Raw genomic sequence first — 18310 nt, 5'->3', positions numbered from 1 at the left:
CGTTCCTTGTTCTGTTAATGAATGTTATTCCAGTTCTATAAGCACCTGGTTCTTTTCTACTGCCTGTCCGGCTTTAACCAGTACTTTTTTAATAATGGCATCGGCATGGATCAAAATGCTGTTCTCCATTTTCATGGCTTCCAGGATCACCAGGCGATCGCCTTCTTTTACCGATTGGCCATCGGTTACGTCGATGTTCAGCACCAGTCCGGGCATGGGCGCCTTTATTTGTTTTATCTGTTTGCTGGTTGCAGTGCCAAAACCCATTTGTTCCAGCTTTTGATCGAGGGCGTTTTTGATAACCACTTCAAAGGTTTCACCACTGGTTTCAATAGTAAAGGTTTTGTTGAGTTCGTCTGCAGCCAGCAGCCGGGCGTTTATTGACTGGTGAGCTCTGATGCCATTAAATTCAGTGGGCGAGATCGCTACCAGGTCAAGGGATCCCAGATCGGCAGGAGTAAAATGGAAAGTGAACCCATTGACCAGTATTTTATATGAATCGTTAGGCGGCATTCGCAGTATTTTGTTGTAATTTAAGTAATTGAGTAATGCCATAAAAACAAAAGCCGCAATGTGTTATAGAATCAGTAACGGCAGATTGCGTAAATTTAACAGGTGAATATAAACGTATCAATAGCGCTGGCAACACCAGAAGATGCTGCGGCGATTGCCAATGTGATCAGCGAGGCGGCTTACGACCTTACGGCCAAACATGGCCATGGGCATTGGAGTGCAATTGCCAGTGCAAAAGGCGTGTTGAATGGAATGAGTAAAGCAAAGGTGCTGGTGGCCAAAAATGGTGGGGAAGTAATAGGCTCGCTGCGGTTAACTTCATCGCGGCCATGGGTAATTGACCCTGCCTATTTTACGCCGGTTCCCCGCCCCGTTTACCTGGTTGATATGGCGGTACGCCCCGGTTATCAGCGAATTGGCGTGGGCCGGGCATTAATAGAGGAGGCAAAAAAAATGGCCACTGCGCTGGCCGGCGATTCTTTACGGCTCGATGCCTATGAAGGCGTAGCCGGAGCGGGTGGGTTTTATGAAAAATGTGGCTTCACCCAAATGGGCCATATTCTTTATAAAACGGTGCCTCACATTTATTTTGAGTGGCTGATTGTAAGATAACTACACTGCAGGTGGCAGTAACATATACAGTACTTTATTAAATTCTTCAGAAGAGGCGTCTTTACAGATATAGCCATCAGCGCCTAATTCCTTTGCCTTGTTCTTAAAGCCGGTTCCATCATTCATGGAAAGGAAAATGATCTTTATAGCAGGCCATTTTTTCTTTAACTGGGCGGCTGTTTCAAACCCATTTAATACAGGCATATTTATGTCGAGCAGGCAGAGATCAGGTGAGGGAGATTCTTTCTTTTCGAGTTTGTCGAGGAACTGCTGGCCATTTTCGGCTTCCATTACAACGTTATATCCCATGCTGGTTAACCGGTAGTTCACGGCTTTGCGTAACAAGGCATGGTCGTCCACTAAAGCTATTGTTGATTGATGATTTTCCATAGTATAAAAATTAAAAATTACAAGGGTCAGGATCTCTTTATTACTATGATAAAAATTTTGGGCCAGCCTGTAACGTGCTGATTTTGTGGAATTGAGGATGAAACTGGGGAATTTAAAGGTAACTACTTAGTACCGGGTAAAGGGTATCTTCTGATTTCGGCGAGCAGCTTTTTTACATTCATTCTTATCAGGACCAGCTCATTGCGGGGAGCGTTATCTTTTAATGCCTTTAGGAACTTTCCTACCTCGGCCATATACTGTTTATGCAGATTCATAAGATACTCTGACGTCGTGATTTCTTTCATACACACATATTCATAGATGCACAATAGGTTTTGGTTATAGTACAAAGGTTATACCTCCTGAATCCTTTCGGTTTGGCAGGTTCATTCCGCTGCAACTGTAGAATGGCTGTTTAAACTGTGGAACTCGCTCCACATCAGGGCAGAGGGCAAAGGGTAGACGGAAAGTGGTTTGCGTTAAACGATCCGGACATTTTATTTAATTCAAAATAGCTTGCTTTCTTCTTCCCTTTCTCGTTTCTCTGTTCTTCATTTTTTATTCCTCATTTCTCTGCCTTTCCCGGCCATTGAAACGCCCGTGTTCCCTGCTCCTGGTACCATTTTGCATTTACCGGTAAAGCGGCCCCTTCATTGTTGAAAATAGTGTTCAGGGTATAATTGGCCGCTTCTTTGTCGGTAAGCTGGTGGCTCCATTTGGCGCGGTTGGCGATGTAGGCGCCGGCACCGCTGCACTTGTATTCCGCATAAAACGTAGTTTGCTCATTGGCAGGATTGCTCCAGTTGTTCCAGCCTTCGGGCACTATATGGTTGCCCATGATGCAACGCAAATAAACCGTCTTCGCATTTGCCCGCCAGGGACGGCCCAGAAATACTTTATGAACGCTGGTGTCTGCCGTGAGTTTACAATCCAGGAACACATACCCGAACTTTTTACCCTGGGTGGTGCTGGCGGCGGTAACAAATGAATTGGTTTTACTGTGGATCTCACAACCCTGAAAAACAACCGTGGCCGGGCCGAAAATGAAATCGGTGGTGCCCTCGATGTAGCAGTTTACAAACAGCTGGCGGGATGTTTCTCCCCCGGTAAAAATGGTATCCTGGTTGCCGAGAAAGCGGCAGTTTACAAACATCGCATTATCGGCTTCCACATGCAGGGCTACTGCCTGGCCAACAGGACCGGCAGAATTGGAAAAGGTAAGGTTTTCGGCCCTGAAACGGTTGCCGCAGATCTTGGCCGTATAGGAAGTGAAGGTGGTGAGCTTGCCACGGCCTGAGTAATCGTTGAAAACAATAATGGTTTTATCAACGCTTTCGCCAATAAAGGTTACATCGGTATTGCTGGCAGGCAGTTCAATTTTTTCATTGTACACCCCGTTCTTTATATAAAGCGTAATAGGCGCCAGGGGATATACCCGCATGGCGTCGATGGCGTCCTGGATGTATTTGTAATCGCCGGTGCCGTCTTTGGCCACGGTAAAAACATATTTGTATTGTTGCGGGTTGGCGGTTTGTGCCTGTACAGTGGTAAAGCCTATACAAGCGACGGCAAGCAGGAAAGCAAGCTGTTTCATTATTTATTTACGCGTTTTAAAAAATCATCAATATAGTTTACGGTTGGCTGAAACCAGGGGTCGAACAAACAAAAAGAATGCGGAGCATTTTCAAAGGTTTTTACCTCAGAATAGATGTTGTATTGGTTCAGCACTTTTATGAAAACTTCGCGGCCTGCATGCATTCTGGCCACGCCGCTGTTGATGAACAGGGTAGGAGGCGTATGCGGGCCAACATGGGTAAGTGGCGAGGCTTCATTCCATAAAGCCAGGCTGTCTTTTTTAGAATAGCCCAGCCAGTACGTAGCGGCTGAGATCTTTTTACTGTCATCCCCTTCCCCGGTTTCGGGATGGGTAAAAGACAGGGTGCCGTCTATATCTACCAAGGCATGGATGGGTGCTGTTGTTGGGCCTTTCTTATCATAAATGGGTCCTTCGAATTTGGGGTCGCCAATAGTAGTGGAGAGAAATGCCGCCAGTTCACCACCGGCTGAAAAACCCAGCACCGTTATTTTACTGGTATCAACATGATATTTATCGGCATGTTCAATCAGCCAGCGCAGAAACCGTTTGAGGTCGTAGATAGCCTGGGGATATTGGCGATAGGTAGACAACGCATAACTGGGGGTAAAACAAACATAACCCCGGGCTGCCAGATGTTGAGCGAGCGGATTGTGTTGTTCGGGATAACCTGAACGCCAGCCACCACCATGAATGATCACTATGGCAGGATATTTTTCCTTTGATTTGCCGGCGGGGTAAAAAGCATTAGCCCAGCGGATATATTTGCCACCTGCCGGGATATACTCGATCCCTTTTTTAGCGACTATTTCTTTTGACTTCAGTTCCGGTACTATCCGGATGTCCGGATTGGTCTTACGGGTATTTACATAGGCGCTCCAGGTGGTATAGGAGGTGTCTTCATAGGGCGAAAAAGCATTTACATGTTGCGCCTGAGGGTAAGCGGCCAACGTAACAAAAAGGGACATTACCGCAAAGCAATTCCTTAGCATTGAACAAAGTTTAGCTGAATGTAGTTGTACAAAATTATCGATATTACCCCCAAAAAGTTGTTTGTAGCATGTATCAATCATTATTAATTCTGCATTCCCTGGTTCGCTGGCTGGTTTTAATTAGTTTACTGGTTGCTATTGTACGGGCCTATAGGGGTTGGTTAGGCCATAGGCGATTTTTAAAAGCCGATAATACGGCCCGTGTGGTGGCGGCTACCAGCGCTCATGTTCAATTGGTGATAGGAATTACCCTGTATTTCATCAGCCCGGTGGTACGGTATTTTTTGAATTATTTTAAAGCGGCGGTACACCAGCGGGAGATCCGGTTCTTTGGGATGGAGCATATTACCATGATGCTGATTGCGATCGTGCTGCTGACCATTGGTTCTGCAAAAACGAAAAGAAAAACTACCGATCAGCAAAAATTTAAAACAATGGCCATTTGGTTTACCATTGCATTGCTGATTATTTTTTTATCCATACCCTGGCATTTTTCACCATTTACCAGCAGGCCGTATTTTAGGTGGTTTTAGGAAAGTCTTTATGTAAAAGGGTTTCGGAGCAGCAGCAGTCCGAAAATCGGCTGCAATGAAGAACTTTGCTGATTATTTACAACATAAAAATTAAATTTTATGAAACAGCATGCTTCAGCCGCATCCGAAACCCGAGTCAAAGGTAGAAACATAATAGATTATAGCGGTAAAACGATTTGTGTGGGAATAGATGTCCATCAGAAAGACTATCAGGTAGCCAAAGTGTATAATGGGATTTGTCTGGGCAACCATCGAATGGCAGCCGACAGTGATGCATTAATAAAGCATTTGCATAGTCATTATCCTGGTGCTTGTTTTAAATGTGTGTACGAAAGTTGTGCGTGGGGATTCAATTTGCAAAGAAGATTAAGCGTAGCTGGAATGGATTGTATAGTGGTGAATGCGGCAGACGTGTCAACCACAGACAAAGAAAGAAAGCGTAAGACCGATCCGGTAGATGCCTTGAAGCTGGCCCGAGACCTTGAATCTAGGAATATAAAAGGGATTAATATACCGGATGAATCGCTTCAAAAAGAAAGGAACTTAATACGTTACCGCTCAAGTGTGGTCAGTGATATCAATCGAAGTAAAAACCGACTGAAAAGCTTATTGAAATTCCAGGGTATTGAAATACCGGCGGCCTATGCCAAGAACAACTGGAGCAATTGTTTTTTGAGGTGGGTGCAGGAGCAGGCGTTAAAAGATGACTTTGGAGATACGCTATTGCTGATGCTGGAACAGATCAGATTATTGCGACAATTACTGCTGAAAGTGGAAACGCAACTGCGTCAGCTCAGAAAGGGCAAATACAGTTCAGCGGCACGTCTGGCAACCAGTGTTCCTGGTATCGGCCCAACAACGGCGATGTTGTTCTTACTGGAAATAGGCGACATAAACCGATTTAAGGGGTTTGACCGGCTCAATAGTTTTGTAGGTTTTTGCCCTGATAAAAGCAGTAGCGGAGAAACCGACCGGGACCGTGGCATTACCTCAAGACGGCATAAAAGATTACGCACGGCATTGATTGAATCCGCCTGGCAGGCCATACGCAAAGATCCGGCCCTGTTGGAGTGTTATCAGGCACTGACTAAACGCATGACCGGCACATATGCAATCATTCACATTGCCCGAAAATTACTCAGGAGGCTACGAACCGTGATGGTAACCGGGGTGGAGTATCAAAAAGGAATGCTAGCTTAAAACAGGTAAAATGTTTAATATGAGTTTTTTAAGCCATGTAACTTACCGGTAATAATTAAAAATGAGCAGCCCGTGATTGACTGCTCATAATTACCGTATAAGTATCAGCCTTATTGCTGGCAGGTTGTCCTCCGGCAGAGCCTGCTTCCTCTTAGGCTGACAAACCAAAATTAAAAAGTTACTTTTCAAGTATGTAAAGTATCACAGAAAGGTAAAAAACACAAAAGTATAAAGACTGCTTCCTACTGCCTGCAGTTGGAACATACTGCCACTTGAAAGTCTGCAGCTTTATACTATTTACTTTTAAGGATTAATAAAAACTTGCAGCGGCGGCTGGGCCGACTGCTTATAGGAGATTGACCGGCTGTGATAAATTAAGACATTTTGAAGTCAAAATATGATTTATGAACAAACACAAACATATCAGCCTTCAATGTTAAGCCCCTTTCTGCTGTTGGATGCAGCGAAACTCTTTACATAGGAGGCAGTAGGCAGTGGTGAAAAAGGCAGAGGGCAGAGATCAACGACACGGCGTTTTCCCGGAAACCGGTAACCGGTGACTGGTAACCGATACCCTGAAACCTGTATCTTGTAACCTGTAACTGGCAACTAATGGAATCAGAATATTTTCAATTCTACGAAGGCAATAAAATGGGAATCAAGACCCCGGACGGGGAAATTATTATTCCTGCCATTTACGATTTTGTAGCCTTTTCGTCGGATGGTTTGTTTACCATAAAAGAAGGAGATTATACTGCCTACTTTGATACAGCAGGTAACCAGGTGTTGCCTTTTAGCAATAAATATGAGGCGTATGGCAATTTTACCGGGGGACTGGCACGGGTGCGGCGCCAGGAGAAATGGGGGTTCATCAATATGCTGGGGGTAGAAGTTATTCCGCCGCAATTTGAGTATGCTGATGAGTTTTCAGATGGCCGGGCCATTGTGCGGAATGAAAAAGACCTGCATGGCGCCATCGATGAACAGGGGGCCCTGGTGATCGGTTACCAGTTTCCGGTGCTGACCAGTTTTGAAAAAGGCTATGCCAAATTCGGCGATCTGAAAACCTGGGGACTGATTGACAAGGCCGGTACTGTCGTTGTTCCGCAGATCTATATTTCCATTGGCCGGGTATACCGCAATACCGTCACCGTACAGGTGCAGGAGGGAGAAGAATACCGCGAAGGCGAACTGACCATTGGCGGAACTGTGAAATGGAACAATAACCTGGACCACTTGAATGAAGCCAACCAGCGAAAGAAACAGTTTATGGCTGCCGGCGAACAATTGATTACCAAACTGTATGCAACAGGGTGTCCCTGCGGGCATGAACGGTTCCGGGACTTTATTCAGTGGAATAACCCCATTGGCTTTGTTGACCAGGAAATGCTGTTTTCTGTATTTAAGAAACATTTGCAGGATCTGGGGAACGACCAGTTCCAGTGTGCGCATTGCGGCACCATCTATCAGCAGAAGTGGGAACAATACAGCGCTTTTTTATGGGTGTTGAATGTAACCATTACAAAGGCTGGCAACTTCGTTAGCAAAGGAGTGCCGGTGTCACCAGTTATTCCAATGGCGCTTGGCTTTTATGGTTATGGAATAGAAAAGTACAGCCCCGGATATGTACAGAAAGACATCGATACCGTTATCGGTTATTTAAAGGGGTAGCTCCCGCCCGGTCTTGTAATTTCATGGCTGATTTTTTATCTTCGGCCCTGAAAAATTACCTGATGAAAAACCCATTGATTCCGTACCACCTGCTATTCATAGGTATATGTTTAGCATCCCTTTCTTCTTTCGCCCAGGATAAGAAACCAGACACTGTTTCCGCGGGCATTTATATTACCAGCATCCATAATATCGACTTCAAGGAAAAAGAGTTTTCGGTGAATTTATGGCTTTGGCTGAAATACCGGAACCGGGCATTCAATTTCTACGACAACCTGGAAGTGCCGGGCGCCAAGGAGGTAACCAAGTCGTTTGTAACCATCGACAGCTCGGGCGATAAAATATACATGCAAATGAAGCTGCAATGTGTAATGAAAGATAGCTGGAAGATTGCGAACTTTCCTTTTGATAAACAAAAGCTCCGGTTCTCTATCGAGAATTCGCAATACGATTCCCGGTCCCTGGTATTTGTTGCCGACACCGTTGGTGATCACTATGATAAACGTTTTGCCATGAGTGGCTGGCTGATAGACAGCTGTATTATTGCCACGGGGAAAAAAGCCTATGAAACGGCCTTTGGCGACGACCGGTTACCGAAACCCCATACCGAATACAGCAACTTTAAAGTAAGGCTCAGCGTACACCGTGAGGCTATGGATATGTTTTGGAAACTGTTCCTGGGCATGTACATCGCCTTCCTGATCGCTTATGTATGTTTTTATATTCACTCCGATGGCATGGATTCGCGCTTTGGTTTAAGTGTGGGCGCGCTGTTTGCCGTAATTGGTAACAAGTATATCATTGACTCCGCCTTGCCCGAATCCACTTCTTTTACCCTGGTTGATACCCTGCATGGATTGACCCTTTGCTTTATTTTTGCGGTAGTTTCGTCAACCGCCTGGTCGCTGCAACTGGTTAAAAAGGGTAAGGCAGAAAAAGCCAACCGTTTTGACATGATCATGGCCCAGGTATTGTTGCTGATCTATGTGGTGCTGAATATTTATTTTATTAATGCCGCCGCCAATAGTAATTAAACCGGGCAGCCTGGCACACGCCCTGTTCAGGTTTCGCAAAGCCGCTATAGAACGCATATCTAAATAGAAAAAGCCCTGACGGTGTAAAACACATCAGGGCTTCTTTTATCCGTTTCCTGGCCTTTTAACGCTTCAATAGCAGGCCTGAAAGCTGGGCGTCTCTTTTGTAAATATCTTCCCTGAAGTTCAGGTCGCCCTGCCTGTCAACCCAGGCGGTGAAATAAGTTATAAAAACCGGCATGGGGTTTTTAACTCCAACAAATTGTTCCTTACCGCTGGCCATTGCTTTGGCGATCCGGTCTGCCGTCCAGGTTGAATCATCACGCAACATATAGGTGGCCAGGAACTTTGGATTGGCTACGCGGATACAGCCATGACTGAAGGCGCGTTTGCTCTCCTGGAAAAGACCTTTGGAAGGCGTATCGTGCAGGTAAATGCTATGGCTGTTGGGGAACAAAAACTTCACCTGACCCAGCGAGTTCCAGGGACCGGGCTTTTGGCGAACATCGGGGCCATTCCATTCCATGTGATTTTTTTCCAGGTAGTTGGGGTTCTTTTGAATACCGGGCAGGATTTCTTTTTTCAAAATACTGGGCGGCACATTCCAGTAAGGACTGAACACCACCTGGCTGATGGTGCCGGCAAAGATCACCGTTTTGTTTACATCCTTACCCACTACTACGTTCATATTCCACAGGAGGGAATCATCATAATAGGCATGCAGCACAAACTCGGGAATGTTTACAGCCAGGTACCGGCCACGAACATCGGTAGGTAACCAGCGGTTGCGCTCCATGTTCACCATTATTTTTTCAATCAGCTGTGGCACAGGTATATTCAGTTCCCTAACCATACCCCCACCGGCAATGCCATCCTCCGTCATCCCATGTCGTCTCTGAAAGCGTTTAACGGCTTTCAACAGGGTGGAGTCGTAAGTGGGGGAAGTGGTGTCGCTGGCATTGTTTAAATCGCCGAGGAGGAAAAGCTTTTTGCGCAGCTTAATGATCTCTGGCGAATTATCGCCGGGGCGAATGGGTTTGTTCCCGGGCAGGCTAACAGTAATATTATCTGCCGGCAGGGCTTTATATTTTTTGAGGTATTCTTTTAACAGGTTGTATTGGCGGTAAACCGGTTCTTTAACGGTGCCGGTGTTACCCTGCTTCAGTACCGAGTCAAGAAAGGCGCTGTACGATAATTTTTTGCGGGGCATCAGCCAGTCTACCTTTTGGGTAGCGCTTTCTTCCAGGCCACCCCACACTTTTTGGGCAAAGAAAAAGTAAAGGCCGGTTAAAAGCAGTTCAGTCTCGCTTTTTTGTTCAAGGGTTTGGGTGTTACCAGCGTTTATAAGGGTATCGAGGGTGCGCTTATAAGGCAGTGACACGCTCAATCCTTCTTCGGGCAGGTTTTCCAAACGCACATACAGGTGGCTGGCCTGTTCGGTCAATCCACTGTCGGTAAACCAGGCAAAGGAATAATTGCGGCCGGTATAAAATGTATTGATGTCTTTCTGAAAGCTGCGCAGGGAATCGTACCTGGCAAAAAATGAAGCGAGGCGGTTGGCAGAAAAGCGCATGGAGCTTTGCTCGCTGAAGTTACCGGCAATGTCCCGGGCGGCATCCTGTACCACTTTACTGATGGAATCCTTTTTACGGTTATCTCCTGATTTGGAACCGGAATCCCTGCATCCCCAAATACACAACAGGCTAAGGGCAAAGAGAACAATAGATTTTTGCATAAAGGCTACTCTAATGGGGTAATACACAATAAAAAAAGGGTTCATGAATATGACTGGTGTGTGTGCAATCGTAGCTTGACTTTAACTGCCAGTTATACCCGTAAACCCGTAATGAATGTTCTGAATATCTTTGGAAGGCGATCGAGGAATAATGTAAAGGCCCTGTTGATCCATCCTTTTAGGGCCCGTTTTTGCGGCCAGAGAAATTGAAGGAGAATTATGTTTAAAGAAAGGTACTTACTAACCCGGTTCTTTTACAGGATGTAAAACCATCCATCGTTCCTGTAAAAGCTCTAATTCCTTCAATTCGCATATACGAACTACTTCACGTGTTTGTTAACCACTTTAGCCAGTTCGAACATAGAGATCTGATCTTTACCAAACAGTGGTTTCAGTTTACTGTCGGCGTTGATCATTCTTTTGTTCTTGTTGTCTTGCAATTTGTTCTTTTTGATATATTCCCAGATCTTCTTAACGATCTCAGTTCTTGGTAAAGGTTTGTTACCAATAACTTCAGCTAAAACCGGGCTGGGGTTGAGCGGCGCCATGAAGGCAGCGTTTGGTTTTCTTGCAGATTTCTTTTTAGCTGCTTTCTTTTTAGGAGCGGCTTTCTTTGCAACTTTCTTTGCTGCTTTTTTCGGAGCTGCTTTTTTAGCTACTTTTTTAACTGCTTTCTTAGCAACTTTCTTAGCTGTTTTTGCCATAGTGTTTTAAAATTTAAAAGTGAATAATGATGCTTTTTGTTTGAGTTTTATTGGCGCCTGGAGTTCTGTTTGCACCAAACCTATTTGTGAATATACTCAAATTTATAAATAAGAAAGTGAATTATCATAATATTCCCCTGTTAAAATCCATGTTTTATAAGAAATTTTTTTATGAAACCTTTGGGTTGCATTATATTTGCAACCTAAAGGTTGCCTTTTTAAAACTATGCGTAGAGACGTATTTCAGGCGATAGCCGACCCCACCCGGCGGGAGATCCTAAACATGATAGCGCACCAGCCGTTGAATGTAAATGCGGTGGCGGAGAACTTTGCAGTAAGCCGTACAGCCATCTATAAACACATTAAAATGCTTACCGAATGCGGCCTGGTAGTAATTACACAGTTTGGGCGTGAACGTTTCTGTGAAGCCCGCCTGGAGCGGCTTACAGAGGTTATTGACTGGGCAGAACAGTACCGGAAAACATGGACGGAACGGTTAGATAGCCTGGAGAATTTTCTGGATACCACGGAGAGCCCGAGGAGGAAGGCAACGAGGAAGAAGTAATGGTTATTGGGGAGTGTGTGTGTCGTACAATAGGGGAAAGGCAGCAGGCAGTGGGCAGTGGGCTCCCGATAGCTATCGGGATTCAGTGGTGGGAAGGCAAACGGCAAAAGGCAAAGGGCAAAGGCTGCGACGCGGCAGAATTTCGCTTATATGCACGCTATTCACAATTTACTCACAATACCCTTTATCAACCTTATCAACGCTATCAACCTGCACCTTTTTACCAACTGTTAACTTGTTAACCTGTCAACTTGTTAACGTGTTAACCCGTCAACTTGTTAACCTGGTCAACTTTACTCTAGTCCATAACAAGCAGTTCCTTGTTATACTTATTGCGATACTCTATGGGCGACAACCCCGTGATCTTCTTAAAAATGCTTCGGAAAGCCTTTACATCGCTATAGCCCACATCATACATAACCTCGTATACGTTCTTCTGCCCTGTCTCCAGGTCCTTCTTGGCCGCCTCTATTTTAACCCGCTGAATGTATTCCGTTACCGTATTACAGGTGGCTTTTTTGAAGCGGCGCTCGAGGCTGCGGCGGCCCAGTGCAAAGGTACCGGCTATCTGGTCGACCGTTATTTTCTCCTCGAAGTTCTTTTCAATATACTCCTGGGCTTTCTTTACGGTTTCATCTTCATGGGATTTTTGTCCCTGGAAAATGATGAAGGGCGACTGCAGGGTGCGATCGATATCTATCATAAACGCCTTGGCTATAAGGATGGCCAGATCGCGGCCGGCGTATTTTTCTATCATATATACCAGCAGGTTCAAATAAGAATATGCCCCGCCACTGGTATAAATGCCATCCCCATCGGTAATGATCTTATCATCTACAAGTTCCACATCGGGGTAGAGAGACCTGAATTCATTGGCGAAACGCCAATGTGTGGCGCACTGTTTACCCTTTAATAAACCGGTAGCTGCCAGAAAGAAGGAACCAATACAAAGACTGGCTACCTCGGCCCCATTGGTAAATTGATGCCGGACCCAGGGAATGAGCGCCTGGTTGGCTTCTACTATCTTAGGGAACTGCCCATGAATGGCTGGTATAATAATGAGGTCGGTTTTGGCAACATCTGTATATAAACAATCGGGCTTGATAGTGAACAGGCCTTCGCGCTGACTGGTTTCCTTCGATAACCCAACCATTTGAATATCAAACATAGGAGCCTTGCCCATGCTGGTACGCAGGTTATTTACCTCTGAAAAGATCTGGAGGGTCCCTTCAATATTCACCAGGCTGGTATGCCCTTTGGGGATCAGGATAGAAACATGTTTCATGCTGTAAATTTTTGTTTTTTTCCGGCCTCATAAACATTAGTTCCGACGGATCAGGATTTTACTATGATAAAGGGTGAAAAGTGATGGACATAGTAACAGCGTTTTATGGTAGCTTTCCCCTTTATAAAGATAAAAAACAATTGTCGCATTCAACCCCTTAATTGGTCGCTTTTACACCCTTTTCAAGTTAACCCAAGCGTGTACATTTGAATACGATTGCAGCATGTAGTTAGTGATACCAAAGCGAAACAAAAACAGGCACTATGATTGAGGTTTTTAAAACTAATGTACAGGAGTTTTCAGAGGCTCAAAAGCTGGTGGCTTTATTACACAGGCACTTTCCCAACAGCAAGATCAACTTCGACCTGGATGATTGCGACAAGGTGCTACGGGTGGAAGGCAATAACCTGCGCATAGAAAAAGTAGTGACCCTTGTTACGCAAAAAGGATTTCTGTGCACAGTGCTTGACTAAAGCCCAAAATGTAATAAATAGTTATCATAGGTAATTGCCTGTTTGTTTCATGGATTAAGAACTTTATAATATTTCCAAACAATTAAATTAAAAGAACATGCCAGCATTGAATCCTTATTTGAATTTCAACAACAACACCGAAGACGCCTTCAACTTTTACAAATCGGTATTTGGTGGTGAATTTGCCATGGTTATGCGTTTCAAAGACATTCCTGCCGAATACAAAGGCCCAGCCCATGAAGACAATAAGATCATGCATATTTCTTTGCCTATCCCCGGCGGTGGCGTGTTAATGGGCAGCGATGTACCCGAACAAATGGGTAAAGTTGAACCCGGAAATAACATTCAACTGAGCCTGGCGCCATCCAGCAGGGAAGAAGCCGATAAATTATTCAATGGATTATCAGCAGGCGGTAAAGTAACCATGCCCATGTCTGATGCTTTTTGGGGTGCGTATTTTGGCATGTGTGAAGATAAGTTCGGCATTCGCTGGATGATCAATTTCGATGCTAATCAACGATAATTTCATTTACAGTATTTATTAAACCTGGTATTATGAAAACAGCAACAGATCTCTTACAGGATTTTGAGGAAGCAACCAATGGGTATCTTGATATTGTTTCTGGCTTAAGCCAGGATGAAATAAATACGGTTCCGAACCCGGGCAGCTGGACGGCTGCCCAGGTTACGGAGCATCTTTGCAAGTCGGACATTGGCATGTTGCGTGCATTGAATGGCCCCGTGTATCCCACCAACCGCCCACCAGATGCAGGTGTAGATAACCTGCGCACCGTTTTTTTAGATTTCAGCACCAAACTGCAATCGCCCGATTTTATTATCCCGGAAGACACCACCTACGATAAAGACATTCTGATGGAAGCGTTTAAAGCTGGCCGGGAACAGATTGGTAACGCTATTATATCGCTCGACCTGACCGCCTCCTGTCAAATGCCCATCTTTGGTGAGCCTACCCGGTTGGAGCTGATCTATTTTGTGATCTTTCATACCCAGCGCCATATCAACCAGGTAAAACGGATCAGCGAAAAACTGGTAAGCGTGTAGGAAAACAGGTATTTTAGCAGGGAGGAATAAATTGCCTGCCTATGTTCTACAAAAGAATGCCTATTGAAAAGGAATCACCCGAAGAAAGGGGGTATGATAACATCCTGTTCAACCTGGCCGAAAGTTCTGTTACCGACCTCACCTTTGGCGAACTGAATATTCAGCTGAACGAGCTGAAGCTGGAATACATCCCCCACCGGGGCAACATACAGCTGCGGCAAATGCTGGCAACAGACGCTGGTGGTTTACACCCCGACCAGGTACTGCTTACAAACGGCGCCTGCGGCGCGTTGTTTATTATTAATACCGCCTTACTTACGCCGGCAGATCATTTAATAGTAGTGCGCCCCAATTATGCTACCAATATTGAAGTGCCGCTCACGATAGGTTGCAGCATCAGTTATGTTGATCTGCAACTGGAAGATGGCTGGCGTGTAAACCTGCAGGCTATTGAAGCCGCCATAACCCCGGCCACCAAACTCATCAGCATCACAACGCCGCATAACCCAACCGGTATGGTAATGACGGAGGCCGAATTGCAGGCGTTGGTAATGCTGGCAGAAAGGAAAAATATCTACCTGCTGGTTGATGAAACCTATCGCGACACCTGTTTTACCACGCCCTACCCGGTAGTGGCCGGTATTAGCGAACGGGTCATCAGCGTATCCTCTTTATCAAAAGCGTTTGGGTTACCCGGGTTAAGAATTGGCTGGCTTATAACCCGCAATGCCAACCTGATGGAGCAGTTTCTGGCAGCAAAAGAAATGATGTATATAAGTAATGCCGCACTGGATGAAGAAGTGGCCACACAGTTTTACCGGCAAAAGGAAAAGTTTGCAACGGTGATTAACCAAAAGGCCATGGAAAACTTTCAGTTGCTGTGCGCCTGGTTGCAACAGGAACCTGCCCTTGAGTATGTATTGCCAGCGGGTGGTGTTGTGTGTTTTCCCCGGCTGGCTCAGCCCGATACAATTGATATCCCCCGTTTTTATGAAATCCTTGCACAAAAATACAAGACCATGGTAGGCGCCGGTCATTGGTTTGCCATGCCCGATAGCTATATGCGCATAGGCTTTGGCTGGTTGGGTGGTGTTGCATTTGCACAGGGGCTGCACCATGTTAGTGAGGCTATTGCAGCCAGTAAGCGGTAGTTATTCCAACACCAACACCCCAAACGCCGAAGGTGTATGAAAATCAGGTTGCGGGGTAGTTGGTTTTACCCAGCTGATCCAGTGAAAGGAGTTATACCCTCCCTGTGCAGTTTTTCTTTCTGCCCGGAACAAACCTGCCAGCAGCCGCTGGTTTTGTAAAAGCCCCAGCTTGTTGAGCGATCGTACGCTGATGGCTATTTCAACAGTATATCCGGTAGTGGTAACCGACGTTTTAATAATAAACTGCTTGTTGGGCCACGACCAGGCATAATCCATTTTACGGTAAAACGAGGCACGGTAATCGAGCGTTCTGCCGGTGGCGTCCATTTCAAGGCAATAATAGTAAGGCAATAAAGTAGTGTCGCGGGTCATAAAGAGCTCTACCCGGTCTGAGGCGCCGGCGTCTATCTTGTTATTTTTAATTACGGGGGAAATAATGGAATCATCGCTTACCTGGTATAAACAATATAACCAGTCCCCATCCCAAAGCGCAGAAAACGACGTAGCGGGGGCTTTCTCCGGTTCCCAGGGAAAAGTGAAATCAGTAAGCAGGGTGGCTTTTTGCCAGGCCTTGCTATCACCCCTGCCGGTTATTTCCAGGGTGTTTTTGGGTATTCTTTTAACTGTATATGTTTGAGCGTTTGCAGATGCGAAAAAACACAATGCTGTTATCAGTGATATGTAGGCGGATAGTCTCATGTATTGTTTTCTGTATTTGCTTGCAGCTGTATTCCCCCTTTAGGGGCCGGGGGTTTTAGCCCTGACCATGGTGGCCGCACTGGTGGTGGAGCTTCTCAATTTAGTAACTTCTGCCGAGGCAACAAGGTCTTTTTCTTTATAAAACCGTTTATTGATATAAGTGGCAATGGAGGCAATGGCATGGTCATCGAGAAAACTGCCATGGGCCGGCATAACCCCATTATAGGTTTTTCCATTCACCCTTATTTTGCCCTGCATGCCGTTTAAGATTATTTTTATCAATTGATCATTATTGCCTGCTATCCAGTCGGAACCGGCCAGCGGTGGATAGCGGTTGTTGTCACCCTTTCCATCGCGCTGGTGACAGCTGGCGCAATAACTGTTGTATAAGATCAGGCCGTTCATTTCGCCACCCAGTCCATGGTTATCTTTCACTTCATCGGGCGTTTTAATATAGGTGCGCGATTTGCGTTGTTCCATGGCCGCGAGCTGGGCTGGCCCAAAGGCTGTTTTATTGCCTTTATACATCACGCGCCAGATCTTTCCTTTATTTGATTCGGAAATATACAGCGATCCATCGGGGCCTTCGGCCAGGCCCATGGGCCGGTAAACGGCATCGCTGGTATTGAAGACCGTATCAACGCCGGTAAAACCATCGGCAAAAACTTCCCAATCACCGGTGGGTTTGCCATTTTCAAAAGGAACAAAACAAACAATATACCCGGCCTGCGGATAGGGTGAACGATCGGTAGAACCATGAAAAGCAATAAAGACGCCTTTCTTATACCGCTCCGGGAACTGGTCGCCGGTATAAAAAAGCAGGTCCATGGGCGCCCAGTGACCGGGGAAACCCATAACAGGTACATCAAACTGGCTGGCCCGGCCAATGGTTTTGCCATCGCCCCCATAACCGGGTTGCAGCATATTTTTTTTCTGCATATGGTCGTAATACGCATAAGGCCATCCGAAATTGGAATGCTCCGTTACTTTTAATAATGGCTCCGATGGAAGCACAGCTGCCTGCCAGGCGGAATAGGTATGGGGATAGCGGGTGTGGAAATTATCCATGCCGTTCATGGCTACATACAGGCAATCGTCCATAGGGTTCCAGTCTATTGCCAGCACGCTTCTGATACCGGTGGCATAATGATACCCGTCTTTTTGGGTTTGTTTTAATTTACCTGCATCGAAACGCCAGATGCCCGCATGTGTTTTCAAATCGGGAGCGGGATCCAGTCCCCTGCCACCGGGGATCCCGGCGGGACCAACCGTGTTGATGTCCTGTGCCGCATCGGTGGGCGCTCCAAAGGGTACATACATATGGTTATGCCGGTCGAACGCAAAAGGTTTGGCGGTATGCCAGTGTTTTCGCAGGTCGTAGTCATCATCAATTAAAATAGTATCGGTTTTGGGGTCGGGGAACAACTGACCGGCTATTAGTTTATTTCTGAAAATATATTTAACGGTGGAAGTATATAAATAACCATCATGTACGGCAATGCCGGCGGGTAACCCGCCCTCATCTTTATAGTTGCCAAAATAGGAAATGATGTCGGCCCTGCCATCGTTGTCGGCATCCCGCAGGCCTACCGTTCCCCCGCTGCCATGCATAATGTCGTTATAGGTTAATTTAACGTAGATGTCACCGTTGGAGTTTACGGTCAGGTGCCGGGATCGCCCCAGGCTGTCGGCCACCACCACGGCCTCAAAGTTGCCCGGTAAAAACAACCCGCCATTGCCCGGGTCGCCAGCAGGCAGCGGCGCCCGCTTAGCCGATTGACAGCAAACCAGCAAAACGCATATACACAACATCGGGTATGGCCAAAGCCGCCAAAGCATCACTACAGGCATGGTGGTTAATTTAATTAATAAAGTACCTTATCAGATCGTACACCGTCTGACGGATATTACAGCAGGTTTTTCGTGTAGTACAGCAGGGTGGAAAAAGGAACGCTGTTCCCGTACTATGAAGTGGGTGTTAAGTGTGGTTTGTAACTTAAATTTATAAAATTTTTCGACCTTGCCGGTACAGACGGTGCTTATTTTTTATCTTTAGCGCTTTGACCCTTTTCACAGTAGATCCTTAAACAACCAAAC

Annotated in this window: 19 protein-coding genes; 10 read left to right on the top strand and 9 right to left on the bottom strand. The window is 45.8% G+C overall.

What is annotated here, in order from left to right; genetic code table 11:
- Positions 1-24: 24 nt before the first annotated feature.
- Positions 25-513 (bottom strand): acyl-CoA carboxylase biotin carboxyl carrier protein subunit, encoded by a 489-nt coding sequence (locus NIAKO_RS29170; protein ID WP_014222066.1) that lies wholly within the window; start codon positions 511-513, stop codon positions 25-27.
- Between the two features lie 102 nt (positions 514-615).
- On the opposite strand from NIAKO_RS29170, the gene NIAKO_RS29165 reads away from it, so the two are divergent.
- The gene (locus NIAKO_RS29165) at positions 616-1125 is read left to right on the top strand and encodes a GNAT family N-acetyltransferase (protein WP_014222065.1); all 510 of its coding nucleotides are present in this window, start codon (positions 616-618) and stop codon (positions 1123-1125) included.
- Here the strand turns inward: NIAKO_RS29165 and NIAKO_RS29160 are convergent, their stop codons facing one another.
- From NIAKO_RS29160 to NIAKO_RS29145, 3 genes are all read right to left on the bottom strand, one after another.
- Positions 1126-1515 carry a response regulator gene (locus NIAKO_RS29160; protein WP_014222064.1) on the bottom strand — a complete coding sequence of 130 codons (390 nt, stop codon included), beginning with the start codon at positions 1513-1515 and terminating at the stop codon, positions 1126-1128.
- A gap of 565 nt (positions 1516-2080) precedes the next feature.
- Positions 2081-3109: a pectinesterase family protein gene (locus NIAKO_RS29150; protein WP_014222062.1), complete on the bottom strand. Its 1029-nt coding sequence runs from the start codon at positions 3107-3109 to the stop codon at positions 2081-2083.
- Entirely contained in the window at positions 3109-4101 is a 993-nt protein-coding gene (locus tag NIAKO_RS29145; protein WP_014222061.1) for an alpha/beta hydrolase, read from the bottom strand. The genes NIAKO_RS29150 and NIAKO_RS29145 overlap by 1 nt, the downstream gene beginning before the upstream one ends.
- Before the next feature lie 68 nt (positions 4102-4169).
- On the opposite strand from NIAKO_RS29145, the gene NIAKO_RS29140 reads away from it, so the two are divergent.
- The 4 genes from NIAKO_RS29140 to NIAKO_RS29125 all read left to right on the top strand — a co-directional run bounded on the left by NIAKO_RS29140 (position 4170) and on the right by NIAKO_RS29125 (position 8539).
- A complete protein-coding gene (locus NIAKO_RS29140) occupies positions 4170-4634 on the top strand; it encodes a hypothetical protein (RefSeq protein ID WP_014222060.1) in 465 nt (154 codons plus the stop codon).
- 99 nt (positions 4635-4733) lie between these two features.
- On the top strand, positions 4734-5834 hold the full coding sequence (locus NIAKO_RS29135; protein WP_014218105.1) for an IS110 family RNA-guided transposase: 1101 nt from the start codon (positions 4734-4736) through the stop codon (positions 5832-5834).
- Positions 5835-6446: 612 nt separating this feature from the next.
- Positions 6447-7505, top strand: a complete 1059-nt coding sequence (locus tag NIAKO_RS29130; protein ID WP_014222059.1) for a WG repeat-containing protein — start codon at positions 6447-6449, stop codon at positions 7503-7505.
- Positions 7506-7567: 62 nt separating this feature from the next.
- The gene (locus NIAKO_RS29125) at positions 7568-8539 is read left to right on the top strand and encodes a ligand-gated ion channel (RefSeq protein WP_041349553.1); all 972 of its coding nucleotides are present in this window, start codon (positions 7568-7570) and stop codon (positions 8537-8539) included.
- 124 nt (positions 8540-8663) lie between these two features.
- Here the strand turns inward: NIAKO_RS29125 and NIAKO_RS29120 are convergent, their stop codons facing one another.
- Positions 8664-10274 carry a L,D-transpeptidase family protein gene (locus NIAKO_RS29120; protein ID WP_041349552.1) on the bottom strand — a complete coding sequence of 537 codons (1611 nt, stop codon included), beginning with the start codon at positions 10272-10274 and terminating at the stop codon, positions 8664-8666.
- A gap of 320 nt (positions 10275-10594) precedes the next feature.
- Positions 10595-10978 carry an SWIB/MDM2 domain-containing protein gene (locus NIAKO_RS39430; RefSeq protein ID WP_014222056.1) on the bottom strand — a complete coding sequence of 128 codons (384 nt, stop codon included), beginning with the start codon at positions 10976-10978 and terminating at the stop codon, positions 10595-10597.
- 226 nt (positions 10979-11204) lie between these two features.
- On the opposite strand from NIAKO_RS39430, the gene NIAKO_RS29110 reads away from it, so the two are divergent.
- Complete coding sequence (locus NIAKO_RS29110) at positions 11205-11543, top strand: ArsR/SmtB family transcription factor (RefSeq protein ID WP_014222055.1); 339 nt, start codon at positions 11205-11207, stop codon at positions 11541-11543.
- 298 nt (positions 11544-11841) lie between these two features.
- On the opposite strand, the gene NIAKO_RS29100 is transcribed toward NIAKO_RS29110, so the two are convergent.
- Positions 11842-12828 (bottom strand): GlxA family transcriptional regulator, encoded by a 987-nt coding sequence (locus tag NIAKO_RS29100; protein WP_014222053.1) that lies wholly within the window; start codon positions 12826-12828, stop codon positions 11842-11844.
- A 263-nt stretch (positions 12829-13091) separates the two neighbouring features.
- Between NIAKO_RS29100 and NIAKO_RS29095 the strand changes: the two genes are divergently transcribed.
- The 4 genes from NIAKO_RS29095 to NIAKO_RS29080 all read left to right on the top strand — a co-directional run bounded on the left by NIAKO_RS29095 (position 13092) and on the right by NIAKO_RS29080 (position 15514).
- Positions 13092-13301: a hypothetical protein gene (locus NIAKO_RS29095; protein ID WP_014222052.1), complete on the top strand. Its 210-nt coding sequence runs from the start codon at positions 13092-13094 to the stop codon at positions 13299-13301.
- Positions 13302-13398: 97 nt separating this feature from the next.
- Positions 13399-13824, top strand: coding sequence for a VOC family protein (locus NIAKO_RS29090; RefSeq protein ID WP_014222051.1), 426 nt, complete (start codon positions 13399-13401; stop codon positions 13822-13824).
- 32 nt (positions 13825-13856) lie between these two features.
- Complete coding sequence (locus NIAKO_RS29085; RefSeq protein ID WP_014222050.1) at positions 13857-14363, top strand: DinB family protein; 507 nt, start codon at positions 13857-13859, stop codon at positions 14361-14363.
- Between the two features lie 41 nt (positions 14364-14404).
- The gene (locus NIAKO_RS29080) at positions 14405-15514 is read left to right on the top strand and encodes a pyridoxal phosphate-dependent aminotransferase (protein ID WP_014222049.1); all 1110 of its coding nucleotides are present in this window, start codon (positions 14405-14407) and stop codon (positions 15512-15514) included.
- Here the strand turns inward: NIAKO_RS29080 and NIAKO_RS29075 are convergent, their stop codons facing one another.
- Together NIAKO_RS29075 and NIAKO_RS29070 are read right to left on the bottom strand one after the other, a co-directional pair.
- Positions 15515-16213, bottom strand: a complete 699-nt coding sequence (locus NIAKO_RS29075; protein WP_014222048.1) for a carbohydrate-binding family 9-like protein — start codon at positions 16211-16213, stop codon at positions 15515-15517.
- 39 nt (positions 16214-16252) lie between these two features.
- A complete protein-coding gene (locus NIAKO_RS29070) occupies positions 16253-18064 on the bottom strand; it encodes a PQQ-dependent sugar dehydrogenase (protein ID WP_014222047.1) in 1812 nt (603 codons plus the stop codon).
- Positions 18065-18310 lie beyond the last annotated feature (246 nt).

It is taken from the genome of Niastella koreensis GR20-10, from assembly GCF_000246855.1.
Lineage (GTDB): Bacteria > Bacteroidota > Bacteroidia > Chitinophagales > Chitinophagaceae > Niastella > Niastella koreensis.
This window is presented reverse-complemented; position numbering and strand designations above follow the sequence as displayed.

What these genes read in the sequence shown, in the direction of transcription:
- NIAKO_RS29170 (WP_014222066.1), bottom strand. Translation starts at nt 513, where the DNA reads ATGCCGCCTAACGATTCATATAAAATACTGGTCAATGGGTTCACTTTC.
- NIAKO_RS29160 (WP_014222064.1), bottom strand. Translation starts at nt 1,515, where the DNA reads ATGGAAAATCATCAATCAACAATAGCTTTAGTGGACGACCATGCCTTG.
- NIAKO_RS29150 (WP_014222062.1), bottom strand. Translation starts at nt 3,109, where the DNA reads ATGAAACAGCTTGCTTTCCTGCTTGCCGTCGCTTGTATAGGCTTTACC.
- NIAKO_RS29145 (WP_014222061.1), bottom strand. Translation starts at nt 4,101, where the DNA reads ATGCTAAGGAATTGCTTTGCGGTAATGTCCCTTTTTGTTACGTTGGCC.
- NIAKO_RS29140 (WP_014222060.1), top strand. Translation starts at nt 4,170, where the DNA reads ATGTATCAATCATTATTAATTCTGCATTCCCTGGTTCGCTGGCTGGTT.
- NIAKO_RS29135 (WP_014218105.1), top strand. Translation starts at nt 4,734, where the DNA reads ATGAAACAGCATGCTTCAGCCGCATCCGAAACCCGAGTCAAAGGTAGA.
- NIAKO_RS29130 (WP_014222059.1), top strand. Translation starts at nt 6,447, where the DNA reads ATGGAATCAGAATATTTTCAATTCTACGAAGGCAATAAAATGGGAATC.
- NIAKO_RS29125 (WP_041349553.1), top strand. Translation starts at nt 7,568, where the DNA reads ATGAAAAACCCATTGATTCCGTACCACCTGCTATTCATAGGTATATGT.
- NIAKO_RS29120 (WP_041349552.1), bottom strand. Translation starts at nt 10,274, where the DNA reads ATGCAAAAATCTATTGTTCTCTTTGCCCTTAGCCTGTTGTGTATTTGG.
- NIAKO_RS39430 (WP_014222056.1), bottom strand. Translation starts at nt 10,978, where the DNA reads ATGGCAAAAACAGCTAAGAAAGTTGCTAAGAAAGCAGTTAAAAAAGTA.
- NIAKO_RS29110 (WP_014222055.1), top strand. Translation starts at nt 11,205, where the DNA reads ATGCGTAGAGACGTATTTCAGGCGATAGCCGACCCCACCCGGCGGGAG.
- NIAKO_RS29100 (WP_014222053.1), bottom strand. Translation starts at nt 12,828, where the DNA reads ATGAAACATGTTTCTATCCTGATCCCCAAAGGGCATACCAGCCTGGTG.
- NIAKO_RS29095 (WP_014222052.1), top strand. Translation starts at nt 13,092, where the DNA reads ATGATTGAGGTTTTTAAAACTAATGTACAGGAGTTTTCAGAGGCTCAA.
- NIAKO_RS29090 (WP_014222051.1), top strand. Translation starts at nt 13,399, where the DNA reads ATGCCAGCATTGAATCCTTATTTGAATTTCAACAACAACACCGAAGAC.
- NIAKO_RS29085 (WP_014222050.1), top strand. Translation starts at nt 13,857, where the DNA reads ATGAAAACAGCAACAGATCTCTTACAGGATTTTGAGGAAGCAACCAAT.
- NIAKO_RS29080 (WP_014222049.1), top strand. Translation starts at nt 14,405, where the DNA reads ATGTTCTACAAAAGAATGCCTATTGAAAAGGAATCACCCGAAGAAAGG.
- NIAKO_RS29075 (WP_014222048.1), bottom strand. Translation starts at nt 16,213, where the DNA reads ATGAGACTATCCGCCTACATATCACTGATAACAGCATTGTGTTTTTTC.
- NIAKO_RS29070 (WP_014222047.1), bottom strand. Translation starts at nt 18,064, where the DNA reads ATGCCTGTAGTGATGCTTTGGCGGCTTTGGCCATACCCGATGTTGTGT.